Source organism: Sphaerothrix gracilis Ecp01 (assembly GCF_030405905.1).
In the GTDB taxonomy this organism is placed as follows: Bacteria; Cyanobacteriota; Cyanobacteriia; order Phormidesmidales; family Phormidesmidaceae; genus Sphaerothrix; species Sphaerothrix gracilis.
In genome coordinates this window covers 94,028-117,979 of the sequence record NZ_JASATW010000015.1, presented here as the reverse complement: position 1 = coordinate 117,979, position 23,952 = coordinate 94,028, and the positions used below count along the sequence as shown (strand labels likewise).

Annotated in this window: 22 protein-coding genes; 10 read left to right on the top strand and 12 right to left on the bottom strand. The window is 54.0% G+C overall.

Going from position 1 to position 23,952, the window contains the following annotated elements:
* Positions 1 to 91 precede the first annotated feature (91 nt).
* Positions 92 to 271, top strand: a complete 180-nt coding sequence (locus QJQ48_RS17490) for a hypothetical protein (RefSeq protein ID WP_346292532.1) — start codon at positions 92 to 94, stop codon at positions 269 to 271.
* 98 nt (positions 272 to 369) lie between these two features.
* On the opposite strand, the gene QJQ48_RS17485 is transcribed toward QJQ48_RS17490, so the two are convergent.
* From QJQ48_RS17485 to QJQ48_RS17470, 4 genes are all read right to left on the bottom strand, one after another.
* Positions 370 to 2,196 (bottom strand): tetratricopeptide repeat protein, encoded by a 1,827-nt coding sequence (locus QJQ48_RS17485; RefSeq protein WP_346292531.1) that lies wholly within the window; start codon positions 2,194 to 2,196, stop codon positions 370 to 372.
* A gap of 60 nt (positions 2,197 to 2,256) precedes the next feature.
* On the bottom strand, positions 2,257 to 3,393 hold the full coding sequence (locus QJQ48_RS17480) for a PRC-barrel domain-containing protein (RefSeq protein ID WP_346292530.1): 1,137 nt from the start codon (positions 3,391 to 3,393) through the stop codon (positions 2,257 to 2,259).
* Positions 3,394 to 3,488: 95 nt separating this feature from the next.
* Positions 3,489 to 3,689: a hypothetical protein gene (locus QJQ48_RS17475; protein WP_346292529.1), complete on the bottom strand. Its 201-nt coding sequence runs from the start codon at positions 3,687 to 3,689 to the stop codon at positions 3,489 to 3,491.
* Positions 3,690 to 3,924: 235 nt separating this feature from the next.
* A complete protein-coding gene (locus QJQ48_RS17470) occupies positions 3,925 to 4,410 on the bottom strand; it encodes a Spy/CpxP family protein refolding chaperone (protein ID WP_346292528.1) in 486 nt (161 codons plus the stop codon).
* Between the two features lie 197 nt (positions 4,411 to 4,607).
* Here QJQ48_RS17470 and QJQ48_RS17465 point away from each other — a divergent pair, with 197 nt between their 5' ends.
* The 5 genes from QJQ48_RS17465 (at position 4,608) to QJQ48_RS28385 (ending at position 11,596) form a co-directional block, all read left to right on the top strand.
* The gene (locus tag QJQ48_RS17465) at positions 4,608 to 5,930 is read left to right on the top strand and encodes a sensor histidine kinase (RefSeq protein WP_346292527.1); all 1,323 of its coding nucleotides are present in this window, start codon (positions 4,608 to 4,610) and stop codon (positions 5,928 to 5,930) included.
* Entirely contained in the window at positions 5,927 to 6,568 is a 642-nt protein-coding gene (locus tag QJQ48_RS17460) for a response regulator (RefSeq protein WP_346292526.1), read from the top strand. Before QJQ48_RS17465 ends, QJQ48_RS17460 begins: the two co-directional genes overlap by 4 nt.
* On the top strand, positions 6,565 to 7,827 hold the full coding sequence (locus QJQ48_RS17455; RefSeq protein WP_346292525.1) for an efflux RND transporter periplasmic adaptor subunit: 1,263 nt from the start codon (positions 6,565 to 6,567) through the stop codon (positions 7,825 to 7,827). Before QJQ48_RS17460 ends, QJQ48_RS17455 begins: the two co-directional genes overlap by 4 nt.
* 9 nt (positions 7,828 to 7,836) lie before the next feature.
* Positions 7,837 to 11,067, top strand: coding sequence for an efflux RND transporter permease subunit (locus QJQ48_RS17450; protein ID WP_346292524.1), 3,231 nt, complete (start codon positions 7,837 to 7,839; stop codon positions 11,065 to 11,067).
* Positions 11,068 to 11,164: 97 nt separating this feature from the next.
* Positions 11,165 to 11,596, top strand: coding sequence for a DUF4359 domain-containing protein (locus QJQ48_RS28385; protein ID WP_428843062.1), 432 nt, complete (start codon positions 11,165 to 11,167; stop codon positions 11,594 to 11,596).
* 122 nt (positions 11,597 to 11,718) lie between these two features.
* Here the strand turns inward: QJQ48_RS28385 and QJQ48_RS17445 are convergent, their stop codons facing one another.
* From QJQ48_RS17445 to rimI, 3 genes are all read right to left on the bottom strand, one after another.
* On the bottom strand, positions 11,719 to 12,285 hold the full coding sequence (locus QJQ48_RS17445; protein WP_346292523.1) for a hypothetical protein: 567 nt from the start codon (positions 12,283 to 12,285) through the stop codon (positions 11,719 to 11,721).
* A gap of 237 nt (positions 12,286 to 12,522) precedes the next feature.
* Complete coding sequence (locus QJQ48_RS17440; RefSeq protein WP_346292522.1) at positions 12,523 to 14,997, bottom strand: ATP-dependent Clp protease ATP-binding subunit; 2,475 nt, start codon at positions 14,995 to 14,997, stop codon at positions 12,523 to 12,525.
* A gap of 392 nt (positions 14,998 to 15,389) precedes the next feature.
* The gene (gene rimI / locus QJQ48_RS17435) at positions 15,390 to 15,959 is read right to left on the bottom strand and encodes a ribosomal protein S18-alanine N-acetyltransferase (RefSeq protein WP_346292521.1); all 570 of its coding nucleotides are present in this window, start codon (positions 15,957 to 15,959) and stop codon (positions 15,390 to 15,392) included.
* 139 nt (positions 15,960 to 16,098) lie between these two features.
* Here rimI and lysA point away from each other — a divergent pair, with 139 nt between their 5' ends.
* The 3 genes from lysA (at position 16,099) to uppS (ending at position 19,345) form a co-directional block, all read left to right on the top strand.
* Positions 16,099 to 17,496: a diaminopimelate decarboxylase gene (gene lysA / locus QJQ48_RS17430; RefSeq protein ID WP_346292520.1), complete on the top strand. Its 1,398-nt coding sequence runs from the start codon at positions 16,099 to 16,101 to the stop codon at positions 17,494 to 17,496.
* 231 nt (positions 17,497 to 17,727) lie between these two features.
* Entirely contained in the window at positions 17,728 to 18,606 is an 879-nt protein-coding gene (gene cdaA, locus QJQ48_RS17425; RefSeq protein ID WP_346292519.1) for a diadenylate cyclase CdaA, read from the top strand.
* The gene (gene uppS, locus QJQ48_RS17420; protein ID WP_346292518.1) at positions 18,596 to 19,345 is read left to right on the top strand and encodes an undecaprenyl pyrophosphate synthase; all 750 of its coding nucleotides are present in this window, start codon (positions 18,596 to 18,598) and stop codon (positions 19,343 to 19,345) included. The genes cdaA and uppS overlap by 11 nt, the downstream gene beginning before the upstream one ends.
* Before the next feature lie 60 nt (positions 19,346 to 19,405).
* Here the strand turns inward: uppS and QJQ48_RS17415 are convergent, their stop codons facing one another.
* The 3 genes from QJQ48_RS17415 to QJQ48_RS17405 form a co-directional block, all read right to left on the bottom strand.
* Positions 19,406 to 19,678, bottom strand: a complete 273-nt coding sequence (locus QJQ48_RS17415; RefSeq protein ID WP_346292517.1) for a DUF3143 domain-containing protein — start codon at positions 19,676 to 19,678, stop codon at positions 19,406 to 19,408.
* Positions 19,679 to 19,771: 93 nt separating this feature from the next.
* The gene (locus tag QJQ48_RS17410; RefSeq protein ID WP_346292516.1) at positions 19,772 to 20,365 is read right to left on the bottom strand and encodes a J domain-containing protein; all 594 of its coding nucleotides are present in this window, start codon (positions 20,363 to 20,365) and stop codon (positions 19,772 to 19,774) included.
* A gap of 14 nt (positions 20,366 to 20,379) precedes the next feature.
* Complete coding sequence (locus QJQ48_RS17405; protein ID WP_346292515.1) at positions 20,380 to 21,207, bottom strand: YaaW family protein; 828 nt, start codon at positions 21,205 to 21,207, stop codon at positions 20,380 to 20,382.
* An 18-nt stretch (positions 21,208 to 21,225) separates the two neighbouring features.
* Between QJQ48_RS17405 and QJQ48_RS17400 the strand changes: the two genes are divergently transcribed.
* Entirely contained in the window at positions 21,226 to 22,383 is a 1,158-nt protein-coding gene (locus tag QJQ48_RS17400; protein ID WP_346292514.1) for an NAD(P)/FAD-dependent oxidoreductase, read from the top strand.
* A 123-nt stretch (positions 22,384 to 22,506) separates the two neighbouring features.
* On the opposite strand, the gene QJQ48_RS17395 is transcribed toward QJQ48_RS17400, so the two are convergent.
* A complete protein-coding gene (locus QJQ48_RS17395) occupies positions 22,507 to 22,728 on the bottom strand; it encodes a hypothetical protein (protein ID WP_346292513.1) in 222 nt (73 codons plus the stop codon).
* An 18-nt stretch (positions 22,729 to 22,746) separates the two neighbouring features.
* On the bottom strand, positions 22,747 to 23,895 hold the full coding sequence (locus QJQ48_RS17390; protein WP_346292512.1) for a glycosyltransferase family 4 protein: 1,149 nt from the start codon (positions 23,893 to 23,895) through the stop codon (positions 22,747 to 22,749).
* Positions 23,896 to 23,952 lie beyond the last annotated feature (57 nt).

Sequence of the window (23,952 nt, the reverse complement as noted above, 5' to 3'; positions counted from 1 at the left end):
ACGTTGGTTTTTGTAAATTTGAATACATTTTCTTAAGCTAAAGGTGTAACTAATAATCCCCACTAAAGGAGCAACTAAAGGAGAACCCGATATGAAACAGCAGTCTGCTTGGACACCAAAACGACTGGTTGGCCTCAGCCAAGATCTGGCCAACGCTTTTTACCCGGCTGCCTCAGATAGCCGCTTGCCCCAGCGTAGTCGCGGCTGGACTGCAGAAAGATTTCGCGATTTAGGTGAAACGCTGGCGCAAGCCTATGGTCCTGGTCTGTAGCCGGACTGCAAGCGTTCACTGAGACTCTCTGTAGCTGCTTAAATTTCGCTGCCCAAGATGAGCAAGATCTGCTTTTTAGACGTCAGCCTAGCCGACCTTCAGTTAGATTGAGCCTTTTGTTGGTCTAACAGGGCTTGTGTCTGATCCCGATTAGCGATCGCTGCCCCGTAATCAGGCCGAAACTGGAGTGACTTTTCGTAAGCCTGCATCGCTTCCTCGTAGCGCTCCAGCCCAACTAAAGCATTTCCCCGATTGTTCCAGGCTTCTGGGTAGTCCGACTTAAGCGCTAGGGCATTTTCGTAAGCCGCCAGGGCTTCATCGTAGCGATTGAGCTGATTGAGACTGACGCCCAAATTATTCCAGGTTTCTGGCAGATCAGGATTGAGCTGGATAGAGCGCTGATAGGCATCCACGGCAGCCCGGTAGTCCTCCAGCCGGTGAAACACATTTCCCTGATTGCTGAGCGCTTCTGGAAAATCTGGCTTCAGCGCGATCGCCTCAGCATAAGCGGCCAAAGCTGCTTCGTACTGCTGCTGACGGTCTAGGACCAAGCCTTTGCTCCACCAGGCCCGATGGTCATTGGGATCAAGTTCAATGGCGTACGCGCAGGAGTCCACCGCATACTCATTGCGCTCTAAACGACTGAGGACGTAGCAGCGCTGGGCGGCCGCTGCGCCGTCTTTTGGACTGACTTTGAGAGCCTTTTCATAGGCTAAGAGAGCCTCTTCGTAGTTGCCTGCTGCTGACTGCTGGCTGCCTTCAGCTAAGAGCTGATCTAGCTGCTGCTCTTGCTTTTCTGCTAAATCGGCGGTGGCGGTAGCTGCAGGTTGTGGATCTGGACCTACCCACCCCTGCCAAAGACCCATTAGCCCCAACAATATCGCTGCCCCGCCGAGCGCCAGCCAAAACGGCAGGGCGTTCTGATTTGATTCCGCCGAGGGCAAAGTTGTCATTTGCGGCTGAGGCGTAGCGGGAGCAACTGCCAGCGTAGCCGGGTTTTCCGTAGCTGCAGGCGGCTGGTCTGGAACCGGCTGGTTCAGTAAAGCCGTTGGCAAATCCTGCAAAACCGCTTCAGCGCTAGGATAGCGATCCTGATAGCGATCGCATACCATTTTGTCGATGATCTGAGCTAGCTCTGGACTAATAGGATGCTTAGCTCGACTGCGCCAGAGAATTTTGTGGCTTTTCACCTCTCTGGGGAACTGATTTCGTCCAGGGTGCAGCCCCGTTAGCGCCTGAATGCAAACCATGCCGACCGCAAACAAATCGCTGCTAAATTGAGGGTTGCCCTGCTGCTGCTCAATGGGCATAAACCCCTGCGTACCCACAGCTACGGTTTGCTGCAGTTGCCCATCGTGACCAACCGTTTGGGTTGTTACAGTTTTCACCGCGCCAAAATCAATCAGGACTAGCTGATGGCTTTGGCAGCGACGAATCATATTGCTGGGTTTGACATCGCGGTGAATCACGTTTTGACGATGGACGGCAGCTAAAACTCTGAGAATGTCATGCAAAAAGGCAGTGACCTGCTCTTCGTTCCAGGCATCGGTTGATTCTAGGATGGTGGCTAAATCTTGGCCTTCGATATACTCCTGAACCAGGTAAAACTCTTGCCTGTCCTCAAAATGAGCATAAAGCTGAGGAATCTGGGCGTGACTGCCCAGCTTGTAGAGCACTTCAGCTTCAGTGTTGAATAAGCGCCGGGCCATAGCCAAATGCTCGGCTGAGCAGTCCTGCGGCTTTAGCTGCTTGACGACACAAATCGGCTGACCCGGAAGATGTTCATCATGGGCTAAATAGGTCTGTCCGTACCCGCCCTTACCCAAAACTTTAAGGATGCGGTAGCGCTGGCTGAGCAGCGTGCCGTGGGCAAGCACGCCAACATCAGAGGTAGCTTGATTGGCTGGGGGCTTAGGTTTAAACATGAAGTAAGGCCATCTGTGAATAGCGGCAGAATGCCCGCTGTTAAAAGTGAATATGCCTTGCTAGGAACTGACCGAATTTAGCAAAACTGAGAGCACTCCAGCCTGCTGGGCCTGACGAACAGTTTGGTAAGTAATTACTTCGTTCTTTGCTAGTATGACGCGATCTTGCCTGTCGTACAGCGTGCGATTGATTGGGTAGCCCACAACCGCCTCAATCTGGCGCTGTTCTCGGCGCTGCTGCCAGCGGGTTAGTCCAGCTTGCCAGCTTTGCCAAGGCGTCATTGCCTGAGCGGCAGACGGCGGCAGATCGAACGGCGCTGCAGGTGCTTCAGCCGATTGAATAGCTTGTAGTAGGGCTTGCTGTCGTCTGTGAATCCATACTTTATCAATGACTGACTGCGTCACAATTTGACCGCGAACAGCCAAATAGTCGCTTTCTTCCGTTTTAATAGACTGCTGCACCCGACTGCCAATCAGCATTTCCAGTTGTTCTAAAGTCTCAATCGCGGCGGCCTCGCTGTTGCCGTTGGATGCTACGCGATCGCCAGAAGTGGGTAAAGTCGCCGCTGCTGCTTGGCTCTGGCTGCGAGATTCTGCAAAAATGCTGCTCTCTAACGGATGGCTGCCAGAGTGAATACCGCCAGAGCTGCCGCTTGCCTGGCCGGCGGACGCTCTCTCTATCCGGTCAAAGTCGATCTGAGGGGCTGCAGCCGTCATCTGCTTGGAAACGGCATCGGCCACAAAGGCAACATGCCGCCCCATCTTCAGGCTGCTAGGAGTTGGCACAAAGGAGTAGCCGCCCGTGAGCTTGGCAAACAGACCGCCGAAAACCTCATAGCCTTCAATTTTTGAAGTTTTTGGCTCGAAGAACACATCTGTAATCGTGCCGAGGAAATGACCCGATTCGGTAAAGATCTGAGTGCCCTGCAGGGCTAACTTTTGCTTCAAAACCTGGCTAATTCTGGGATCTTGCTTGGCCTGCACAATCGCGCTAGATGAAATCGCAATGACGGCAGCAGGTGCGATCGCTTGAATGCCGTGCAGCGGCAGGACTGCTGGCTGCCAGGGCAGACTGCTAACCGCAAAACCCAGAAAATTATTGTCTTGGTCAAAGAGCAAATCCTCCACGGTGCGAATTTGCTCTCCTGTGTCAAATCCGATTACGGGCAGACCAAGCAGTTCACTCCCTTTACGCATCGGCTTATTTCCCTGTTTTTCTTAAAAAAATTACGGCGATTGGGCTGCTAGCAATGGCTAAACAGCAATCAACGACACTTAACAACGATTTTGACCTACTGAGACAGACTCTCAATGCTGTCTATCTCATCTTGAGTGGTCACTAGCGGTTTCTCTGCTGCAGGCGTCGTTCTACCCTGACTTTGTCTTGCCTGATTTGTTAAACCGATCGCCGCCCCGCCAAGAACGACCAGGCCCAAAACAGCAGCCGATAGAGATAGATAAGGGTATTTAGGCCGTCTTTTGAGCGTGGGCATAGATTTTTGCTAAAAAATGCATGAGTATTGACGCCAAAAATACAAAAAATGTCTCTGAAACGTCATCGGCCACGGGAAGGATAATGGCTCCCCGGCAGGCCCCAACACACGGGCAAGCACAGCAGAAGCCATTTTGGCTCGCCTGCTGTGCTCAACTTTGTCTACCTGACTGCAGCCACTAAAAACCAGGTAGCGGTAAATTAACTCGGTTCAACTCTACAGGGAAACAATCGGCCTAGCGGCTACCACCCCGACGCTCACCGCGGGCTTCTGCCAGTTCAGCTAGCTCAGCTCGCTGCTCTGGGGTGAGCACTTCGCGTACCGCCAGCATGGTTTCAAACCGCCGATCGCCAAGCTGCATTTTCAGCGTCTGTACCTGCTGGTGCTGCTGACGGAGCTGATCGGCAGCGGCGTCGCTGGCTAGCAGCGATCGCAGTTCTTCTTTTTCCTGCTCCATTTGCTGATGCAAGCCTTCGCTGTTGGCGCGGGCCTGCTCTTTAATGGTCTGGATTTGCTCAGACTGCTCAGCCGAGAGGTCAAGCTGCTCTAGCCAGCGATCGCCCCCGTGTCGGCGGCCATGTCTCGGCCCTTCTTCCTCAGCTTCAATCGGCTGCTGGGCAACGCGGAAACTATCTGAACTGGATTGGGCCACGGCAAAGGTTCCCCCGGCTAACAGCAGCAACGGTAAGGCAGAAAGTAAAACAGTACGACGAAAAGTCATAGTTAGCTATTACTCAATTCATCAACGCCTTCATCGTAGGTAGCTAGGGGCGATCGCAGCCTGAATCTAACCTCACAATTTGGCTGCATCGGCAGTACCAATTCTCTCTGGTACTTTAGGACTAATTTGGCCTATCCAATCCGTGACTTTTGATTCTAGGCGGCTGGCAACCTTAGCTCTATAGTGAGAGCAGCCTTTTGTCGCCTTCATCCTTCATGCAGCAGTTGGCCCGCGATCGCCATCCTTTCCGCCTGTTGCTTTATCTAGAGTGGATTCTGCTCAGCATTGCCGTGTTAGCGGCCTTTTCGCCCCTGCTGTTTTCCCATCCACCCAAGCATTTCTCTGGGCCATTTTCGGCTCACCGAGATCTGCCGATTCGGCCTCTATTCCAGCTAGGGGCCTTTTTGAGTTTGGTGGGCTTGGGCGGTTTGGGGCTAAAGCTGCCGAGTCGTTCCCACTGGCAGCAGGGACTTTATATCGCTGCGGGGCTGGGGCTGAGCTGGCTGACGGTGCTGCTGGTGGGGCATGGCGCCACTGTGTTTCCACCCCTGCTGCTGATTGTGGTGATTCGCGCCTGCCTACTATTTCCCTGGAGCGGGCGGATATTGGTGGCAAGCTTAGCCTACAGCTCGTTCATTTTTATGCTGGTATTGACATTCTCAGGCATCCGGCCTCTGGGGGTACCCCTGGGGCGATCGCTGCCTGCGATTGTCAGGCGCATTCCGCCGGAGTCTCTGCGCAGTGTTCTGCTGGGGCTGGCCCTCAATACGGCCCTGCTGTTTGGCCTGGTGCTGGGTTTTGTGCTGCTGCTGGTGGGGGCCGTGATAGCTGAGTCCCGCAGCCGTCAGCAGCTCAGCGAGGCCAACCACCGCCTGCGCCAGTATGCCTTACTGATTGAGAATCAGGCGACGCTGCAGGAGCGCAACCGCATTGCCCGTGAAATTCACGATTCAGTCGGCCATTCGCTAGTGGCTCAGAGTATTCAGCTGGAAAACGTGGCGATGCTGCTGCCGCAAAAACCAGGGCCCCTAGCCGACCATTTAGACAAATCAAGGCAGCTGGGCCGAGAAGCGCTGCAACACGTGCGGCAGTCGGTCGCCACCCTGCGCCATCATCCGCTGCAGGGTAAGACATTGGCAGTGGTGATCGCCTCGCTGCTGCAGGAGTTTCAGCATAACTGTGCTATTCCGGTTGAGGCCAAGGTGCAAATCGAGGTCGAACCCTCGCCAGAAGTGGCTACATCGCTCTATCGCATCGTTCAGGAAGCCCTGACTAATATTTCCAAGCACAGTCAGGCCGACCGAGTACAGCTCAGCCTCTGCGATCGCCCTGGAGATCTAAAGCTAGATATTGAAGATAACGGTCAGGGCTTTGATCCCAGCCAGAACACGACAGGCTTTGGCCTGCAAAGTATGCGGGAGCGGACTACAGCCCTGGGCGGCAGCTTTTATCTTCACAGTCAGCCAGAACAAGGCTGTCAGATCCAGGTTGTGATGCCGAGACAGGGGGTCGTCTCATGATTAAACTGCTGCTCGTAGATGACCAAAGCATCGTGCGGGAAGGACTCTGCAGCCTCTTGCAGGCCAAGCCTGATCTGGAAGTGATTGGGACGGCTGAGAATGGCAAAGACGCAGTCGCCCAAGCCCTCAGCCTGCAGCCGGACGTAGTGCTGATGGATGTGCGGATGCCGGTGATGGACGGGGTGGCCGCTACCCGGCAGCTCCGCCAGCAGGCACCAACCATCAAGGTACTGGTGCTAACCACGTTTGATGATGATGACTACGTAGCGCGGGCAATGCAGTGCGGCGCGAAGGGCTATTTGCTCAAAGATACCCCGTCGGAAGAACTGGCCCAGGCCATTCGCGCTATTCAAAAGGGCTATACCCAGCTAGGTCCCGGCCTATTTGAAAAAGCGATCGCCTCAACGCCTGCCCCTGCGCCAGTACCACCGCCAGAGCTCAGCCAGCTGACTCCCCGCGAACGGGAAGTGCTGCAGCTAATCGCCGCTGGTCACAGCAACCGTGAGATTGCCGCCGCTCTGTTTATCTCAGAACGGACGGTAAAAAACCACGTCAACAGCCTGTTAGGACGGCTCAACCTGCGCGATCGCACTCAGGCCGCCATTCTAGCCACCACCCTTTATCGAGAGCATCTATGACAACTTTTGGCTATCAGCTAGCAGGCCAGCTCGTTTTAGTGGGCTGGCTGGGTCTAACCGCAGGCTGTCGCTGGCTACCGAGCAGCGAAGCCCAAACCCCTCCCGGAGAGCCAGCAGCAGGCCCAGTGGCGGTAGAAACCGCGATCGCCCAGACCGGCTCGGTCGAAACTTCCCTGGAGTATACGGGCACAACCGAGCCGCTGCAGGAAGTCTCGCTACGGGCCCAGGCCGAGGGCCAGTTGCTCAGCGCTAGCGCCGATACCGGGGATGCGGTGGAGGCAGGTCAGCCCCTAGCTCGCCTCGACGGGGCGCTGCTGCAGGCCGCCGTCAATGAGGCGGAGGCCGAACTGGCTGCCCGACAGGCCGAAGTAGCCCAAGCGCGATCCCAGGTGGGAGCGGCTCAAACTCAGGTGGAACAGGCCAGGGTAGAGCTGCAGCAGGCGATCGCTGATGCTGAGCGCCTCCAGCGACTGGCCCAAGCGGGTGCCATTTCGCAGCAGGAGGCTGAGCTGGCCCAAACGGCCCGCAGCGTCGCCGCCCAGGCACTGCAGTCGGCTCAGGAACAGGTGGCAACGCAGCAGCAAGCCGTGAACTCTGCCCAGCGGCGTGTGGCTTCCCAGCAGGCCATCGTGGCCCAAACCCGCCAGCGGCTGGCCTACACCACGCTGACAGCACCGATTGCAGGTGTGGTGCTGGCCCGTCCGGTAGAACCCGGAGATTTAGTGCAGCCGGGGAACGAGGTCTTCAATTTAGGCGACTTTAGCGCGGTTAAAGCAGTGGTGCAGGTATCCGAGCTGGCCCTCAGCCAGATTAGCCTGGGTCAAGCGGTGCAGGTGCGGCTGGATGCCTTTCCTGGAGAATCTCTAACGGGGCGCGTAACCCGCATTTCGCCGGTAGCCGACGCCACTGCTCGCTTGATTCCAGTTGAGGTGACTCTGCCTAATCCCGACGGCAAAATTGGCAGCGGTCTGCTAGCGCGGGTCAACTTTGCCACCGCCAGTCAAGGGGTGGTGGTACCGCAGGGAGCACTGGAAATTGAGGAAAATGCGGCAGACGCCGCGACCGCCACCCTGTTTGTCCTCACGGCAGAAGCGCCTGAGGCCCAGGTAGAAGCCAGATCGGTGCAGGTGGGCGATCGCGCTAACGATCGAGTTGAGATTCGGGCGGGGATAGAACCCGGAGAGGCGGTGATCGTTCGCAGTGGGGGGCCGCTGAGCGACGGTCAGACGGTGCGGCTGAGCATTCTTTCAGAGTCGTAGCAGGTATTTATGACAGCTTCTAATTTCGCCAAACCTAGCCTCAGCCGCACTGCTATTCGACGGCACATTGGCACGTTGATGCTAACGCTGGCGGTGATTGTCCTGGGTTTGTTCTTCATCACCCGTTTACCTGTCGATCTGCTGCCTTCAATCACCTATCCCCGCATTGGCCTGCGGCTAGATGCCCCTGGGGTTTCGCCAGAGGTGGCTGTAGACGAGGTGACGCGCCCGCTAGAGCAGGCGCTGGCGGCCACTGAAGGGGTAGAGCAAATCTTTTCGCAGACCCGCGAAGGTCGTATCAGCATCGATTTGTTCTTTCGCCCTGGCGGTGATATTGATCAGGCCCTCAACGATGCGACCGCCACCCTAAACCGCGCCCGGGATAGCCTGCCTGAGACGGTAGGGGAACCCCGCTTATTTAAGTTCGATCCGTCTCAACTGCCGGTCTATGAACTGGCCCTGACCTCGGAGACCCTGCAGGGGGTTGATTTGCGAGTTTTTGCCGATGAGGAGCTTGCTAGAGAACTGGGAGTGATTCCGGGGGTTGCTAGCGTTGATGTCTCCGGCGGCGTGGAAGAAGAAGTTTTAGTTGATCTCGACCTGCGCCGCCTGCAGGCACTGGGACTGGGCTTGACGGATGTGCTAGACGCCCTCGACGAGCGCAACCAGGACACAGCCGGGGGTCGTCTGCGGGGAGGAGAAGCCGAAGCATTGACGCGACTGCGGGGCAAGTTCGAGTCGGCAGATGAGGTGCGCAATCTGATTTTTGAGGTGGGCGATCGCAGCCCGCCCCAGCAGGTATACCTGCGAGATTTTGCCGAAGTGATTGATGGCACTGAGGAGCAGCGCATTTTTGTCTTGCTCAACGGTCAGCCAGCCGTCAAGGTTAGCGTGCAGAAGCAGCCGGACGCTAACACTGTGGCAGTGGTTGACAGCGTTAAGCAAAAGCTGACGGCGCTGCAGGCTTCTGGCCTCATTCCGGCGGATATGACTTTGACGGCCACGCTTGATGAGTCTCGCTTTATTCGCAATTCCATTCGCAACGTCGCGATCGCGGGTCTGACTGGTTCGGCTTTAGCCGCGATCGCCGTCCTCCTTTTTCTCGGATCACTGCGACAAACACTGATTATCGTCTTAGCTATTCCACTGGCGACGCTGACAGCCATTTTGTTGATGAAGCTGTTTGGCCTTTCTCTCAATGTCTTCAGCCTGGGGGGATTAGCTCTAGGCGTTGGCATCGTGGTAGATAACTCCATCGTCATGCTGGAGAACATCGCTCAGGGGGTCGAAAGCCAGCGCACTCAGCTCAATGGTTCGCGTAACGGACACCGACAGCGATCGCTCCTGCAGCAGGCAGAACAAAGCAGTCAGGAGCTGGAATCGGCGCTGTTGGCCTCTACCACCACTAACCTGGTGGCGGTCTTACCGTTTTTGCTGATTGGCGGCTTTATTTCGCTGCTGTTTAACGAGCTAGTTTTAACTATTAGCTTTGCAGTAGCCTCATCACTGGCTGTGGCCCTGACCGTGGTGCCGACAATGGCCTCTCGGCTGCTAGCAATTCGCGGTTCTAGCGGCATTCAGCGATTTTGGCTGATTGACCAGTTCAACCAGCGTTTGACTGCAGCGACAGGGCGATATACCCGCTTTTTAAGCTGGGTGCTGCAGCGGCGGGTAGCCACGATCGCGATCGCTTTTCTGGTCTTGGGGGGCGGTAGCCTGCTGATGGTAGGCCAAATACCGCAGGAGATTTTGCCTCGGATCGATACCGGACAGGCGCGGCTGTTTGCCCAGTTTCCGCCTGGCACCGTCTTAGCCGACAATCAGCGAGTCATGCGGGCAATTGACGAGCTGCTGCTGGCCCAGCCAGAGACCGAATATACCTTCACTACCGCTGGCGGTGCCCTGTTTGCCAGCATCACCAGCGAGAATGCCCTGCGCGGTTCTAGCACCGTCACGCTGAAGCCTGGTACCGACGTCACTGCCTTCGTCGATCGCATGAGTCAGGCATTTGAGCAGTTTAATCTGGTAGAAACCCTGATTCGCATCAGCCCGGAGTCGGTGCGCGGTCTGATCCTGAGTAATTCGCCTGTCCGCTCTGAAATTGACGTTGGACTGCAGGGCAGTGATATTCAAGCGCTGCGGCAAGCGGGGCAACAAGTCCTAGCAGCCCTGGGAGAGCAGGCCACCCTAGCCCGCTTTCGCCCTGATGCCGAGGAGCCTCAGCCCGAAGTCCAGATTCGCCCCGACTGGGAGCGGGCGGCAGACCTGGGTTTAACGGCTGAAGAACTGGGAAATACGGTGCAGACGGTGCTTAATGGCTCGGTACCTACCCAGCTTCAGCGGGGCGATCGCCTGGTGGATATTCGGGTGCGAGTTGATCCTGACGAAATTCAGCGTCCGGCTCAGCTACGACAAATCCCGCTGTTCACCGATCAGGGCCAGCTGGTTCAGCTTGGCGATGTGGCCCAAATCGAGCCAGGGCAGGCTCCTGGTGAAATTCAGCGAATCAACCAGCGGCAGGTATTTTTGATTGCAGGCAGTCTGGCAGAGGGAGCCAGTTTGGGAGAAGCCTTAGCGGAGGTAGAAGCGGTCTTATCTAACTTGGAATTACCGCCGGGCGTGTCAATCTTACCTAGCTCCAGTGCTGAAACAAATCAGCAGCTCCAGGCTTCCTTAGCAATTTTAGGCGGACTGGCAGCGTTCCTGGTGTTTGTAGTCATGGCCGTACAGTACAACTCACTCATCGATCCGCTAGTAATTATGCTGACGGTGCCGCTGGCGCTGGCCGGAGGTATCCTGGGACTGTTTATCACCCAGACGGCCATCGGCGCGACGGTGATTGTGGGGGCGGTGCTGCTGGTGGGCATTGTCGTCAACAACGCCATCATTCTGGTGGAACTGGCGAATCAAATTCGCGATCGCGCTGAGCAGTCATTTGAACCGATTGACCCCCAAACCGCTATTTTACGGGCTGCTCCCCAACGATTGCGCCCCATTTTGATGACCACTATCACCACCGTTTTGGGTCTATTTCCGCTGGCGCTAGGCATTGGTGAGGGGTCGGAATTCTTGCAGCCTCTGGGCGTTGTGGTCTTTTCCGGGCTTTCTTTAGCCACGGTGTTGACGCTGCTGATTATTCCCTGCTTCTACAGTCTGCTGCACGATCCCCACTGGCACCGCTGGAGCCGCCGCGCCGTACGCAAAACCAAAGTTTTGATTGGGGCCAAAAGCGATCGCTAAAAGCAGCCGCATAAATGTCAAAACGCATAGTTTGCGGAAATAGGAGCCTCTAGCCTGAATCCCAGGTTATGACAGGCTCATCTATCTCCTAAAAACTATGCGTTTATCTCTTGACTGCAATCGCTTGGCTCAAAATTCGCTGAGGTTAACCAAAAAGCGATCGGTTCAAGTGTCAGCCGCAGGTGGCTTGTGTCTCCTACTGTCTACTCTAGCGCTCACAAATCCTAGCAAAGAAGACTACGTCAGCTATACGGCTGAGCGAATTCATTTGTCGTCTAAGCAGGGTTGTCAGGAATTAGACCAGCGTATTAGCGTTATGACCGTTTCAATGCCGACCGCAGATTTGTGCAAATCTTTTGTTAAGAGCGCTGACTTGCTCGGACGGGGGTTCTTGAAGCAAGCTATCAATGTTGTAACCAAGAAACGAGACAACTATCTGATTTTCAGCATCTACACAACAACAGTTCCAGGTCGGCAGTACAAAACACTTGGAATTGGTAGTCACTTTTTCACCTTTTCAGCTAAGTGACAAGGCAATTTTCAACCTGAATTTACCAACTCTGCAACACTCGCGGGGATAATCAACCTCTCAGGCAAAGAGCAAAAAAGCAGCCCGAAGGGGCTGCTTCCAAGAACTCTATGTCTGCTAGCTTATCTAGCTGGGGCCTTGACCGTCTTAGCCATCTGCTTAAAGGGTGAGAGGCTAGGTCCGGGACGACGGCGACCTCCGCTTACTTCGGGGGTGACTAAATAGTCGGTCGCAAAAGTTTTTTCTGGGGCAGAAGAATGAGAAGAATTTCCTTTAGCTTCTGCCGCTGCCACCGGGAGCGCACCTGCAGGGGCTAAATCCTGTGAGGTCGATGCTGACTGCTTGGATTTCTTGTCGAGTTGTTCAGGTGAAACCTCGTCGGTTTGCTCTGATTTCAGGGCCGCTTCAGTGGCCACTTCAGCCTTGGCGGGAAAAACTTCTACTCCCTTCGCTTCTAAAGGAGTAGGCTCTGCCTTGGGCTGTTTTTGAGACGCAGATTGCGGCTGCGACGCCGCCTGCTTTTGCGGCTGCGGTGCCGACTTTTGCGGCTGCGGCGCCGAACCGCTGTTATCCTCGTCTAGCTCTAAGAAATAACCCGATTTCTTAAGACCAAAGACTTTTCCTAAAACACCAAACAGGCTGCCAAAAAAAGCTGCAATGCTACCAAAAATTTTCTGTATCAAACCCATTACCGTAATGCTCCAAAGCTGGATATAGACGGTTTTAGCTAAAACTAGGAGTTCCTGAAACCGCCTCGACCCAAAAACTGATTAATGATTTCTTTATTAATTATCAAGTCGCAGCGCCAGGTAAAGCAAGAATCCGTGACATCTAGTTACGAAAGTTAACATACCCGCTCATAAATAAAGGGGCCGATTTACACCGACCCCCCACAAGTTTATTCAGGTAATTTATTCAGGTATTAGCTATTCTGCGCCCTGAGGCAGCAGCTCGCGTTTTTCGCCTAGGCGAACCTGAACCTTCCCGTCCTCATCGACATCGACGACAGCCGTATCGCCTTCCTGAATGCGGCCTGACAGAATTTCTTCCGCTAGGCTGTCCTCCAGCAGACGCATGATGGCGCGGCGTAAAGGTCTAGCTCCATAGCTAGGGTTATACCCTTCATCGACCAAACGATCTTTGAACTTCTCAGTCACTTCAAGCGTGATGCCCTGCTCAGTGAGACGACCAAAGACTTCCTTCAGCAAGATAGTGGAAATCTCTTTGACCTCGTCCTTCGTCAACTGACGGAAGACAATGATCTCATCCAAGCGGTTGAGGAATTCCGGTCGGAAGTACTGCTTCAGCTCTTCATTGACCAAAGAGCGGATGCGATTGTACTGGGACTCGGCATGGTCTTCCTCGAACTCGAAGCCAAGACCGCCGCCACCCTTCTCAATCACCTTCGAGCCAATATTAGAGGTCATAATCAGCAGGGTGTTCTTGAAGTCCACCGTGCGACCTTTGGCATCTGTGAGGCGACCGTCTTCTAAAATCTGCAGAAGCATATTGAAGACGTCTGGGTGAGCTTTCTCAATCTCGTCGAAGAGAACCACCGTGTATGGACGACGACGCACTGCTTCAGTGAGCTGACCGCCTTCGTTGTAGCCCACATATCCTGGCGGCGAACCAATCAGCTTAGAAACCGTATGGCGCTCCATAAATTCGGACATATCAAGCCGAATCATGGCGTCTTCAGAGCCAAAGAAGTAGGCTGCCAGAGACTTAGCAAGCTCGGTTTTACCCACACCCGTAGGGCCAGAGAAAACAAAGCTGGCAATCGGGCGGTTGGGGTTTTTCAAGCCCACACGGGCACGGCGAATAGCGCGGGATATGGCCTTCACCGCTTCATCCTGCCCGACTAAGCGCTGGTGCAGCGTATCTTCCATATGCAACAGCTTTTCGGACTCAGACTCGGTCAGCTTATTGACTGGTACCCCTGTCCAAGAAGCCACGATATGAGCAATGTCTTCTTCGCCCACCATCGGAGACGTTTCGTCATTGCCTTCGGCTTCTTCGTTCTTCTTAGACTGAGCGATCGCCCGAATCTCAGCTTTGATCTCCATCTCGCGATCGCGCAGTTCACCCGCCCGATCGAAATCTTGAGAGCGCACTGAGTTGTCTTTATCTTTGAGGACCTGACGCAGTTCTCGATCGAGTTCCTTGGCTGCCGGGGGCAGTTGAGAGTTGATCAGGCGAACGCGCGATCCGGCCTCGTCAATTAGGTCAATTGCCTTGTCGGGCAAATAGCGATCGGAGATATAGCGATCCGAGAGCTTGGCTGCTGCGTCTAGCGCCTCATCTAGGATCTTCAGCTTGTGGTGCTGCTCATAGCGATCGCGCAGACCGTGCAGAATCTCAATCGTCTCTTCAACGCTGGGTTCGCCCACCATCACCGGCTGGAAACGGCGCTCTAGAGCAGCGTCTCGCTCAATGTGTTTGCGATATTCATCCAGCGTAGTGGCGCCAATACACTGCAGTTCACCACGAGCTAAGGCGGGCTTGAGGATGTTGGCCGCGTCAATAGCGCCCTCTGCAGCTCCGGCCCCAATCAGCGTATGCACCTCATCAATTACCAGAACGACGTTTCCGGCGGAGCGGATCTCGTCCATGATCTTCTTCAGGCGTTCCTCAAACTCACCTCGATACTTGGTACCTGCCACTAGCAGGCCAATATCTAAGGTGACAACTCGCTTCTCTTCCAAGATGTCCGGCACATCGCCGTTGGAAATGCGCTGGGCCAATCCTTCCGCGATCGCGGTTTTACCCACGCCAGGTTCACCAATGAGTACCGGGTTGTTCTTGGTGCGTCGGCCTAAAATCTGGATGACGCGCTCAATTTCCTTTTGACGACCCACAACAGGATCGAGCTTACCTTCGGCAGCCATCTGCGTCAGATTTGAGCCAAATTCATCCAGCGTTGGCGTCTTAGTGCGCCCCTGACCGGCCCCAGTAGAGACTTCGGCGGTTTCACCCAGCATCCGAATCACCTGAGTGCGGACCTTAGACAGATCGACACCTAGATTTTCTAAGACCCTAGCGGCTACTCCTTCACCTTCTCGGATCAGGCCCAGTAAAAGGTGCTCAGTCCCGATATAGTTGTGGCCGAGCTGACGAGCCTCCTCTAAAGAAAGCTCTAAAACTCGCTTGGCTCTAGGCGTAAACGGGATCTCGACGGCAACAAAGCCAGAACCCCGTCCGATAATCTTTTCTACTTCAATCCGAGCGTCTTTAAGATTGACACCCATCGATTTCAGCACTTTGGCGGCGACGCCGGTCCCTTCTCCAATGAGTCCTAATAGAATCTGCTCTGTGCCCACGAAGTTGTGACCCAGACGGCGGGCCTCCTCCTGGGCCAGCATGATGACTTTAATTGCTTTTTCTGTAAAGCGTTCAAACATGGCGGTTATCCATCACCTGCTGCGTGCTGGTTACGCTGATTCTAGCACAGGAAAATCCGGAGACTGTGCTGAAGCGAACCGCAATTAGGGGGGGATTTCTCTACTACGGTCAGTTAACTTCTATAGGCTAAGCATAAATGCGGATTAGCTCAGTCATGTGCGAGTGGGATCAAGCAGCCTCACGCGATCGGGATAGATTTTGTCGGCTGACTGAAAGCAGCCGTATTGAGATTTCTTTAACCTTTTTTGTCGCCGCCTTGATTGCCAAACAAAAGCCTTGCTTTAAAGATTATTTATCTCTTCTTTAATAAAGAAATCAAATCAGAATATTAATGACTACAAACTGTCTAATTCTTAGCAGAAAAAACTACCCCCATATGCCGATTTTAGGGCTATTTCTCAGTTTTATTTTGTAACTGCCAGCCTTTTGCCAGCAGGCGATCGCCAGTCGCCTGCTGCTGCTGCTGTAAGATACTGGCAAAGTCCGGCTGATTGAGACCGTTGCGCCACAGAATCAAGCCATCCTCGCCGTCAGGATAATAGTGTCGTCGCCGTCCCACTGCCTGAAAGCCAAACTTCCAGTAAAGGTGTTGGGCTGCTTGGTTACTAGCCCGTACTTCTAAGGTGGCCCGCTCCATTTCCTGCTGCCGGGCCTGCTGTAACAAAGCCCCTAACAGCAGAGCGCCTAGGCTTTGCTGTTGATAAGCCGGATCAATGCCCAAAAGGGTAATGTGAGCTTCTTCTAAAATCCGCCAAAAGCAGCCGATACCGATCAAATTAGGCGACGGCGTGGGGGCTATGACGGCTTCCGGCAGGCGCAAAATCACAAATTCGCTGTTGCTACTGGCCAACTCCCGGCGATAGCCAGCCAAAGTCCAAAATCCGCCAAAGCACCGCTGATCTAGCTCAAGTACCTGGGGTAAATCCGTCTCAGTTAGGGAATCAAGCTGCAGCAGTCTCACAGGAATATGAAATTTCTGCTGAGGGGCACAGGCCAAAATTGTACACTAGAGTTTTGGCAAAGTGAGCGCCCCTGCAGGCGATAAATCTAGCCCTATCAAGCCTCTGGCGAAGAACAATTAGCAAATACGAGACTGCACGATGGTATCCCCTCCCCTAACCCATGTTGATCGCTCTAGCTGTCAATACTTACCCCAAATTACCGACCAGAATTTTTCACCTAATCAATTCATCTTGCCGCTCACGGCTCAGGTAGACGAACGCGATCACTTAATCGTGGGGGGATGTGATGTGGTGGAGCTGGTGCAGCGGTTTGGCTCTCCGCTCTACATTCTGGACGATGAAACGTTGAGAACGGCCTGCCGCCAGTATCATCAGGCGCTCAGCCAGCACTATCCCGGTGAAGCGCTAGCCATCTACGCTTCTAAAGCCTGGAGCTGCTTGGCGATTTGCGCCATTGTCGCTAGTGAAGGACTGGGCATTGATGTGGTCTCAGGCGGTGAACTTTATACGGCGCTGCAGGCAGGCGTCAGCCCTGAGCAAATCTATTTTCATGGCAATAATAAATCTGTGGCGGAACTCAAGTTCGCGATCACCACTGGCTGCCGAATTGTAGTTGATAACTGGCTGGAGCTGGAGATCCTAGCGGATTTGCTATCGGGCGGCGATCGCCAAGTTTCTATTCTGCTGCGACTGACCCCTGGGATTGAATGCCACACCCACGAGTATATTCGCACCGGCCACTTGGACAGTAAGTTTGGCTTTGATCCCGATCAGGTCACAAAAGTCTTTGCTTTTGTCAGTCAGCATTCAGCGCTAAACTGCATTGGCCTTCATGCCCATATCGGTTCTCAAATCTTTGAGCTACAGCCTCACAGCGATTTGACCGGCGTCATGATGCAGTGGTTTGCCAAAGCGGCTGAGTATGGGCTATCGCTGCAAGAACTGGATTTGGGCGGTGGTTTGGGTATCTGCTATACCGAAGCTGATGACCCACCGAGCATCGAAGCTTGGGTGAAAACCCTGTGTGAAGGCGTCATAGCAGCCTGCAAAGCCCAGCAGCTTCCGCTGCCTCGGCTCATTTGCGAACCAGGGCGATCGCTGATTGGTTCCGCCTGCGTTACCGCCTATACGGTAGGCAGCCAAAAACAGGTTCCCGGCATTCGCAATTACGTCTCTGTCGATGGCGGCATGTCAGATAATCCTCGGCCGATTACCTATCAGTCTGTCTACCGGGCGATCGCAGCCAATAAGATGTCAGCGCCCCTCAGCCAAACAGCTGCGATCGCAGGTAAGCATTGCGAATCAGGCGACATCGTTATCAACCAGGCCGAGCTGCCGCCGCTAGAAACCGGCGATGTGATCGTCATTCCCGACACAGGTGCCTACAATTACAGCATGGCTTCCAACTACAACCGAGTGCCCCGCCCGGCAGCCGTGCTGGTCAAGCAAGGAGAGGCACAGCTAATTCTGCAGCGTGAAACCTATCAGGATCTAATTCGGCAAGACTGTCTGCCTGAATCTCTAAGCCAGACATAACCTTTCTCTAGGAAGAAAGGGACACGCTTGTCTATGAAGCTGCTGCCAGCTTCGCTCAAATAGCCTGTTGTCTTTTGCTGAGCCTTGGCCCAGAATCTAGGTTCTTGATATCCCCACAGAATTACTACCGGAAAAATCGGTTTCTAGAAGTCTGAAAACAGCTCCTTCATAACTGGTTGGACTGACTTGTACTCTAGAGCCATAGCCAGTACACCTCAGTAGGGTTTAATCTTGCTGCTTCCGATTCTAGATATTGGCCTAGTACTGATTTTGACCTACATGGTGCTCGTCATTATTGGAGAGCGGCGAACGCTTTGGATGGTGCGAGGGCTCATTATTCTGATGCTGGCAGCCGCCCTAAGTAAGTATTTACACTTGACGCTGCTAGGGTTTGTCTTAGATAAGCTGGTGATTGGTTCGGCAGTAGCAATGGCGTTTATCCTGCAGGCAGAATTTCGCCGTCTGCTAGAGCAAATTGGCCGCGGCGAGATTTTGCAGCTCTTTAGACCTTCTACAGATGCGCTGCCGAAACCTGATAGCGTTATTGATGAAATTGTTGATGCGGTTAAGGACCTCTCCCAGAATCGCACAGGAGCCATCATGATCCTGGAAACAAATCGCCCAATTGACGAGAGTGATTTTTCGGTTCCGGGCGTTAAGCTAAACGCTGAGGTTTCAAAGGAACTGTTGCAGACTATCTTTCAGACCACAACGCCTCTGCATGATGGTGCCATCCTAATTCGAGCCTCGCGCGTAGTATCAGCAGGGGTAATTTTGCCCATTTCTGAGCGCTCGGCGTCTCGTCAACTGGGCACCCGCCACCGAGCCGCGATGGGCATTACCGAGCGAGTTGAAAACTGTATTTGTGTCGTGGTTTCGGAGGAAACCGGCTCGATTTCGCTAGCAGAAGGGGGTATTCTGAATCGGCCTCTGACCAGCAGTAAACTCAGAGATATGTTACGCCGACGTTTTTCTCAGTCTGTTGACCACGAGCCGGTAGCCCCTCAGCTACGGAGTTTGGGTCGCCGCCTCAGAAGTCAGGGCCATGCTTTTGTAAAACGCCTTTTCCGCCTTCCACGTCGGCTCCTTGGGGGAAAAAATGACCGCTGAGCAAACTATCCAGTATCCGCTCCCACAAGAGCTACACCGCGATCGCTTACCTAGCCACGTCGCCGTCATCATGGATGGCAATGGTCGCTGGGCTAAAAAGCGGGGGCTACCTCGGATTATGGGCCATCGGCGCGGTGTCGATACGCTTAAAAAGCTGCTCCGCTGTAGTCGTGATTGGGGCATTGGAGCACTAACTGCCTATGCCTTCTCAACCGAAAACTGGGGTCGGCCCCTAGAAGAGGTGGAGTTTTTGATGACCCTGTTTGAGCGCGTGCTGCGGCAGGAACTTAAAGAAATGATGGCGGAAGATGTCTGTATTCATTTTGTCGGCAACTTGAAGGCGCTGCCTCAGTCTTTGCAAGATGAAATCTATCGCGCTATGCAGCTAACTCGCAGTAATGCGGGCATTCGCTTTACCATTGCCACCAATTACGGTGGTCGTCAGGAAATTGTGCAGGCAGCCCGCAGTTTGGCGGCTCAGGTTCAAAAGGGGCTGCTGCAGCCCGATGAAATCGACGAAGCCCTGTTCAGCCGCCATCTTTACACGGCCGGCGCACAAGATCCAGACCTGCTCATCCGCACCAGCGGCGAAATGCGCATCAGCAACTTTCTACTATGGCAGTTGGCCTACGCTGAACTCTATGTTACCGATACGCTGTGGCCAGACTTCGACGTGGCTGAATTTCACCGGGCGATCGCGTCCTATCAGCAAAGAGAGCGGCGGTTTGGCAAAGTCTGAGGCCAGATCCTCTAGCGCGATCGCCCAATAGGCCAGGCCCAAGGTCAGCTAGCCGCTTTCTTAGGGGCCGCTAAAAATCGCCTCTTCTAGATCTTTGCGACTTAGAGAGTATTTAAAGACGCGCTGTAGGTCTTGGCCATCAGGCCCAGCCTTGAGATAGCGCACCACAATCGAGTCAATATCAAGGGCTAGATCGGCTTCCCACTCAGCCCGATATAAGCGCCAGCAGTGGAGTTCTGAAGCATCTTGCTGACAGCCCTTGGACAAAAGCCACTGCTCAATGTCAGGCAGAGGATGATTATAGAGCGGGGTTTCGGCAGAAGGTAAGGTCATTGCGCAGGTACGGACGACATCTGTAGATTGTAGATTACAAAATTTACGGGAAAGCCACTCCAGCTGACATCCATCGAGAGGGCCGATTTAGGCTTACTCAGTCTCTGTTTCGACCAGTCTTTCTGAGGGGGGTGCTGGAATATTTCCCTCAGTAGGTCGAACTAACTTAAAGGTACGTTTGTCTGGCTGATCAGGCTGAGATATTTCTACCTGAACGGCCAGATCAGCCGGAACTAAGGGGCCAAAGGCCAGTTCACCCTGAGTTAGGCCAATCGTCAACACTAAAATTAGGCAGGCGACAAACGTTAGCCCCAAGATAAATAGAGCGAAAATTTCGCCTGCTGATAGGGGCCGATCGGTGGGATCTAGGTAAGCACTGGTAGCCCTATAGGGGCGATCGCGTGAGACAGGACGATTGAGATCGGCAGGTGCCTGCATGACCCGCAGTCGGGAGTAGCCAATTTTGTAGTCGTATGCCAAACGGCGTTCGGGGCTACTTAAAGTAGCATAGGCTTCGTTGAGTTCCTGAAATTTGGCTTTGGCGATTGTGGGCGGTAAATCGGTTGTATCAGGATGGTAAAGCTTACTTAAATCTCGGTAGGTACGGCGAATCTCCTGCACCGAAGCGCTTGGCTTCAGCCCCAATAAGTCATAGAAGTTAGACGTTGGCCGATCAGGCTCTGACATATAATCGCAAGCGTTCAGACAGCAGCAGCCAGTTCGGCTCGAGTCAGTCGAATCTGAGCCAGCGTGAAAACTACCGGAATAATGCGACCGTAGTTAGTCGCGATCGCTCGCCAGCCTAAATCAGCAAAAAAAGAAATCCACAGCGCCGGGCCTAAACAAGCCAGCAGGCTTCTAGCAGCTCCGTAGCGAGCCGCATTGAGCGCCATGCCGCGTGAGGCAAGCTGTAGCGCGGCTCGGTTGGCCGCTGCAGTCCCTCCCTTCAGCAGGGCTTGTTTGGCGAGCTGATAGCGGGTGAAATGCAGCGTGAACTGCTGGGCAATCTGTCGCAGGAGCCAAGGCCGCAGAACGGAATTGACGGCTACGGCGCTGCTGCCTGTAATGAGGAGGCTGAGCGGATCTTGCTGCAAAGCATGAGGCAGCTGCTGAAACTGGGGCGTTTGGTGCAGGGCTTGATGGGTTTCACCGCGCAATATTTGCTGCTGGCGCGGGGGCAGCTTTTGCCATGTTTTTTCTAAAAGTGCTAGAAACAGCTCAGCTTCTAAATCGGGCGTGGAGAGGGTGGGGGCAAAAGAAATTTTTAGATATCGACAAATTTGGACTAAAATCTGCCGATAGCTGAGGCGATTGCTTCGGCGTTGCAAAACAGTCAGTCCGTCTGCCGCTAAGTAGCGAAAGCGGGACTCTATGCGAGCAATCCAGGCTTGGCGATCGGCAGATTGGACCGCCATCGGATCGGCCAAAAAATAATCTAGCGGATTAAACTTGGGCTGAAAAAGAATATCGCTTAAGCTTTGCAGTTCTTCGTCAGTGGCGAGGTCTAGGGCAGATCGTAGCTCGTTCACGTCCTGGTACCCTTATCCGTGAAGTATTCTGCCCCCTATTTTACACAGGTCTTTAAGATTCAGCCGAGAGGACAATTAGAGAAAGTGACGACATGGGAAATTGCCGTAATTGGAGCCGGGCTGGCTGGCTTAAGCTGCGCTCAGCGACTGGCCCAGGCCGGTTATCAGGTGGGCATTGTGGAAAAGTCGCGCGGTTTGGGTGGTCGCCTAGCAAGCCGCCGTCTGCACCAGACCCAGGCCGATCACGGAGCGCGATCGCTACAGCCCCAAACGGATTTACTGCGATCGCTCATCGCCACGCTCACAGAGCTTGACCTTTTGCAGCCGTGGCAGGCACAGTCCTATATCTGGCAAAATCAGCAACTGACGGTCAGCCCTGACCAAACTCACTACGTGGCTCCCCAAGGCATTACCGCCGTGGCTAAATTCTTGGCTACGGGTCTGACCATTCACCGTCAATGCCGAGCCGTCTCGCTTTCGCCGATTGCCGCTGGCTGGCAAATCCAGGCCCAAGCCGGAGACGCGATCGCCTCTTTCTCAGCTCACACAGTCATCTTGGCAATCCCTGCGCCCCAGGCTCTAGATTTGCTCAAATCGCTCCCGCCAGAGGTATTAGATCAGCAGGGGATTGCCAGCCTCAGTCACATCACCTATCACCCCTGCTTCAGCGTCATGGCTGGCTACCCGGCGAGCCAATCAGATCGGTCTCAGTCTCTCTTTCCGGCGGGCTGGCAGATTGACTTTGTCGGCGACAGCGACTCTGAGCTGCTATGGCTAGGCTTAGAAAGCAGCAAGCGGTCTGGGGCAGACCGTCCTCTCGTCGTGGCACAGAGCGGGGCTGCGTTTGCTCAGGCACATTTAGAAACAACAGATCTCACCCAGGTAGGACAGACGCTATTGCAAGCCGCCGCCGCGAAGTTACTATGGCCCTGGCTAAGCCAACCCGATTGGCTACAGGTACAGCGCTGGCGCTATGCCTTCGTTGATCGCGGCAGTTCTGAACCTGTTTTGCAATTGGTCCAGACGCCTCAACTATTGAGCTGTGGGGATGGGTGGGCTAGCTCAGGAATCGCAGCAGCCCTGCAATCAGGCTTTGCCGCCGCTGCTAGGTTCAATCAGCAGAACCAACAGCGATCGCTTTTGTCAATGTCAGCTCTCTGTCAGCGTCTGCAGTAGCCAAACCAAGCCTTGTTTAGGTTCACTGACTTAATAAAAAAAAGAGGATCTAAATTTAATTTAGATCCTCTAGGTCTGTTGTTTGAGAGAGTTTGAGAATTTAGCGGAAAGAGTAGCCTTTCCCTAAAGGGACTGCAGCGATCCCTCGGCTGAATCCTCGCGCAGTTGGGCCGGAGCGCGAAAAGCTTCTTCTAAAGCAGTCACATCTTCTAAGTTGGTCTCCGCTTCTTCCTCCTGGATTACTGGCATCTCTTGCCAGCAGTCTGTACAAACCCAGTACAGCCCGCTATTACGCATGTGGCGCAGCAAAACATTTCCACAACAGGGACAGGTTCGCTTATTCATACACCTGATCTCCATAACTTAAGTTAAACTGATTTTCTTTAAATGAGGAACTGCTGAAACAGTTGCATAGCTTAGGGTTAGTCGCTGTTTTTCTAAAACCTTGCTGTAAGCAGCTTCGTATTTATCTACCATCTGGCCTGTGCTAAAGTGGCGCGCGACCAACTCCCGGCAGTTCCGACGATTCAGGCTGTCTATTGCTAATAGTGCTTCAGCCATCTCATCAAAACTGTTGCAAATGAACCCTGTTTTGCCAGAGACAATTACTTCCGAGACAAAACCTCGATTCATCGCAACTACGGGTGTCCCCATGGCCATTGACTCAATCACGCTCAGTCCAAAAGGCTGCTCCCAAGTTATCGGAAACAAGACAGCTACAGCCTCACTCAAAAGGGTGATCTTACTAACAGGGTCCACTTCACCCAGGTACTCTACAGCATACCCATCCAACCGGGGTGAGATGGCTTGTTCAAAGAAATTGCGATCTGCGGGGTCAATTTTTCCGGCCAGCTTGAGCAGCAGGCCAGCCTGCTGCGCGATCGCGATCGCCTGCTCAACGCCTGACTCTGGCGAGAAACGGCCCCAAAAGGCAAGATATGGCTGACTAGAGGCGATCGCTGTGTCAGGTTCAGAGAACTCATCTGACTGTTCTGATTCAATTGCCTCAGCTGCAGCCTTAAAGGGATAGCACTCTAAATCAATGCCGTTGTGAATGGTGCGGATATAGTTGAGGTCTGGAGCCGCTCGCCGCTGAGCATCGCTGACGCTGACAAAATTGTGGTGGCGGTAGCGACGGCAAAGCTCGACAAGTTCCGGCGTCAGGGGGCGATGTAGCGTATAGAGAGTAGGCACGCCCAAAGATTCGGTCAGCGCAAAAGGCGGCACCCAGTTATGGCAATGAATTAAATCAAACTGAGAGGCCAAATGGCGGAGGCGATCGCGCTGGATAGCCTCCGCCTCAGCGACACTTGCTGTTGCCCCTTGGCAAAGGGCTTGTGGCACGATGGCTTCCAGGTGAGCTAGGGTCTGAGACTCTATCGAAGCAAAGAGCGTTACCTGGTGACCTCGCCGCACCAGTTCATCAGTTAGTAAACCTATGGCTTTTTCAATCTCACTGGTGCCCTGAGCAGCAATCGGCTGCCAGAGAGGTGCGATTTGAGCAATCCGCATATGAGAACCTCCTAATCTTGAATAGCTGAAGCGGTAGAGAGGGGGTTGATGGTTAAC

Coding starts and splice junctions, on each gene's coding strand:
- QJQ48_RS17440 (WP_346292522.1), bottom strand. CDS start 14,997: ATGTTTGAACGCTTTACAGAAAAAGCAATTAAAGTCATCATGCTGGCC.
- QJQ48_RS17485 (WP_346292531.1), bottom strand. CDS start 2,196: ATGTTTAAACCTAAGCCCCCAGCCAATCAAGCTACCTCTGATGTTGGC.
- uppS (WP_346292518.1), top strand. CDS start 18,596: ATGACCGCTGAGCAAACTATCCAGTATCCGCTCCCACAAGAGCTACAC.
- QJQ48_RS17410 (WP_346292516.1), bottom strand. CDS start 20,365: ATGTCAGAGCCTGATCGGCCAACGTCTAACTTCTATGACTTATTGGGG.
- QJQ48_RS17450 (WP_346292524.1), top strand. CDS start 7,837: ATGACAGCTTCTAATTTCGCCAAACCTAGCCTCAGCCGCACTGCTATT.
- QJQ48_RS17460 (WP_346292526.1), top strand. CDS start 5,927: ATGATTAAACTGCTGCTCGTAGATGACCAAAGCATCGTGCGGGAAGGA.
- QJQ48_RS28385 (WP_428843062.1), top strand. CDS start 11,165: ATGCGTTTATCTCTTGACTGCAATCGCTTGGCTCAAAATTCGCTGAGG.
- QJQ48_RS17395 (WP_346292513.1), bottom strand. CDS start 22,728: ATGAATAAGCGAACCTGTCCCTGTTGTGGAAATGTTTTGCTGCGCCAC.
- QJQ48_RS17390 (WP_346292512.1), bottom strand. CDS start 23,895: ATGCGGATTGCTCAAATCGCACCTCTCTGGCAGCCGATTGCTGCTCAG.
- QJQ48_RS17480 (WP_346292530.1), bottom strand. CDS start 3,393: ATGCGTAAAGGGAGTGAACTGCTTGGTCTGCCCGTAATCGGATTTGAC.
- QJQ48_RS17455 (WP_346292525.1), top strand. CDS start 6,565: ATGACAACTTTTGGCTATCAGCTAGCAGGCCAGCTCGTTTTAGTGGGC.
- lysA (WP_346292520.1), top strand. CDS start 16,099: ATGGTATCCCCTCCCCTAACCCATGTTGATCGCTCTAGCTGTCAATAC.
- QJQ48_RS17445 (WP_346292523.1), bottom strand. CDS start 12,285: ATGGGTTTGATACAGAAAATTTTTGGTAGCATTGCAGCTTTTTTTGGC.
- QJQ48_RS17490 (WP_346292532.1), top strand. CDS start 92: ATGAAACAGCAGTCTGCTTGGACACCAAAACGACTGGTTGGCCTCAGC.
- QJQ48_RS17415 (WP_346292517.1), bottom strand. CDS start 19,678: ATGACCTTACCTTCTGCCGAAACCCCGCTCTATAATCATCCTCTGCCT.
- QJQ48_RS17475 (WP_346292529.1), bottom strand. CDS start 3,689: ATGCCCACGCTCAAAAGACGGCCTAAATACCCTTATCTATCTCTATCG.
- QJQ48_RS17470 (WP_346292528.1), bottom strand. CDS start 4,410: ATGACTTTTCGTCGTACTGTTTTACTTTCTGCCTTACCGTTGCTGCTG.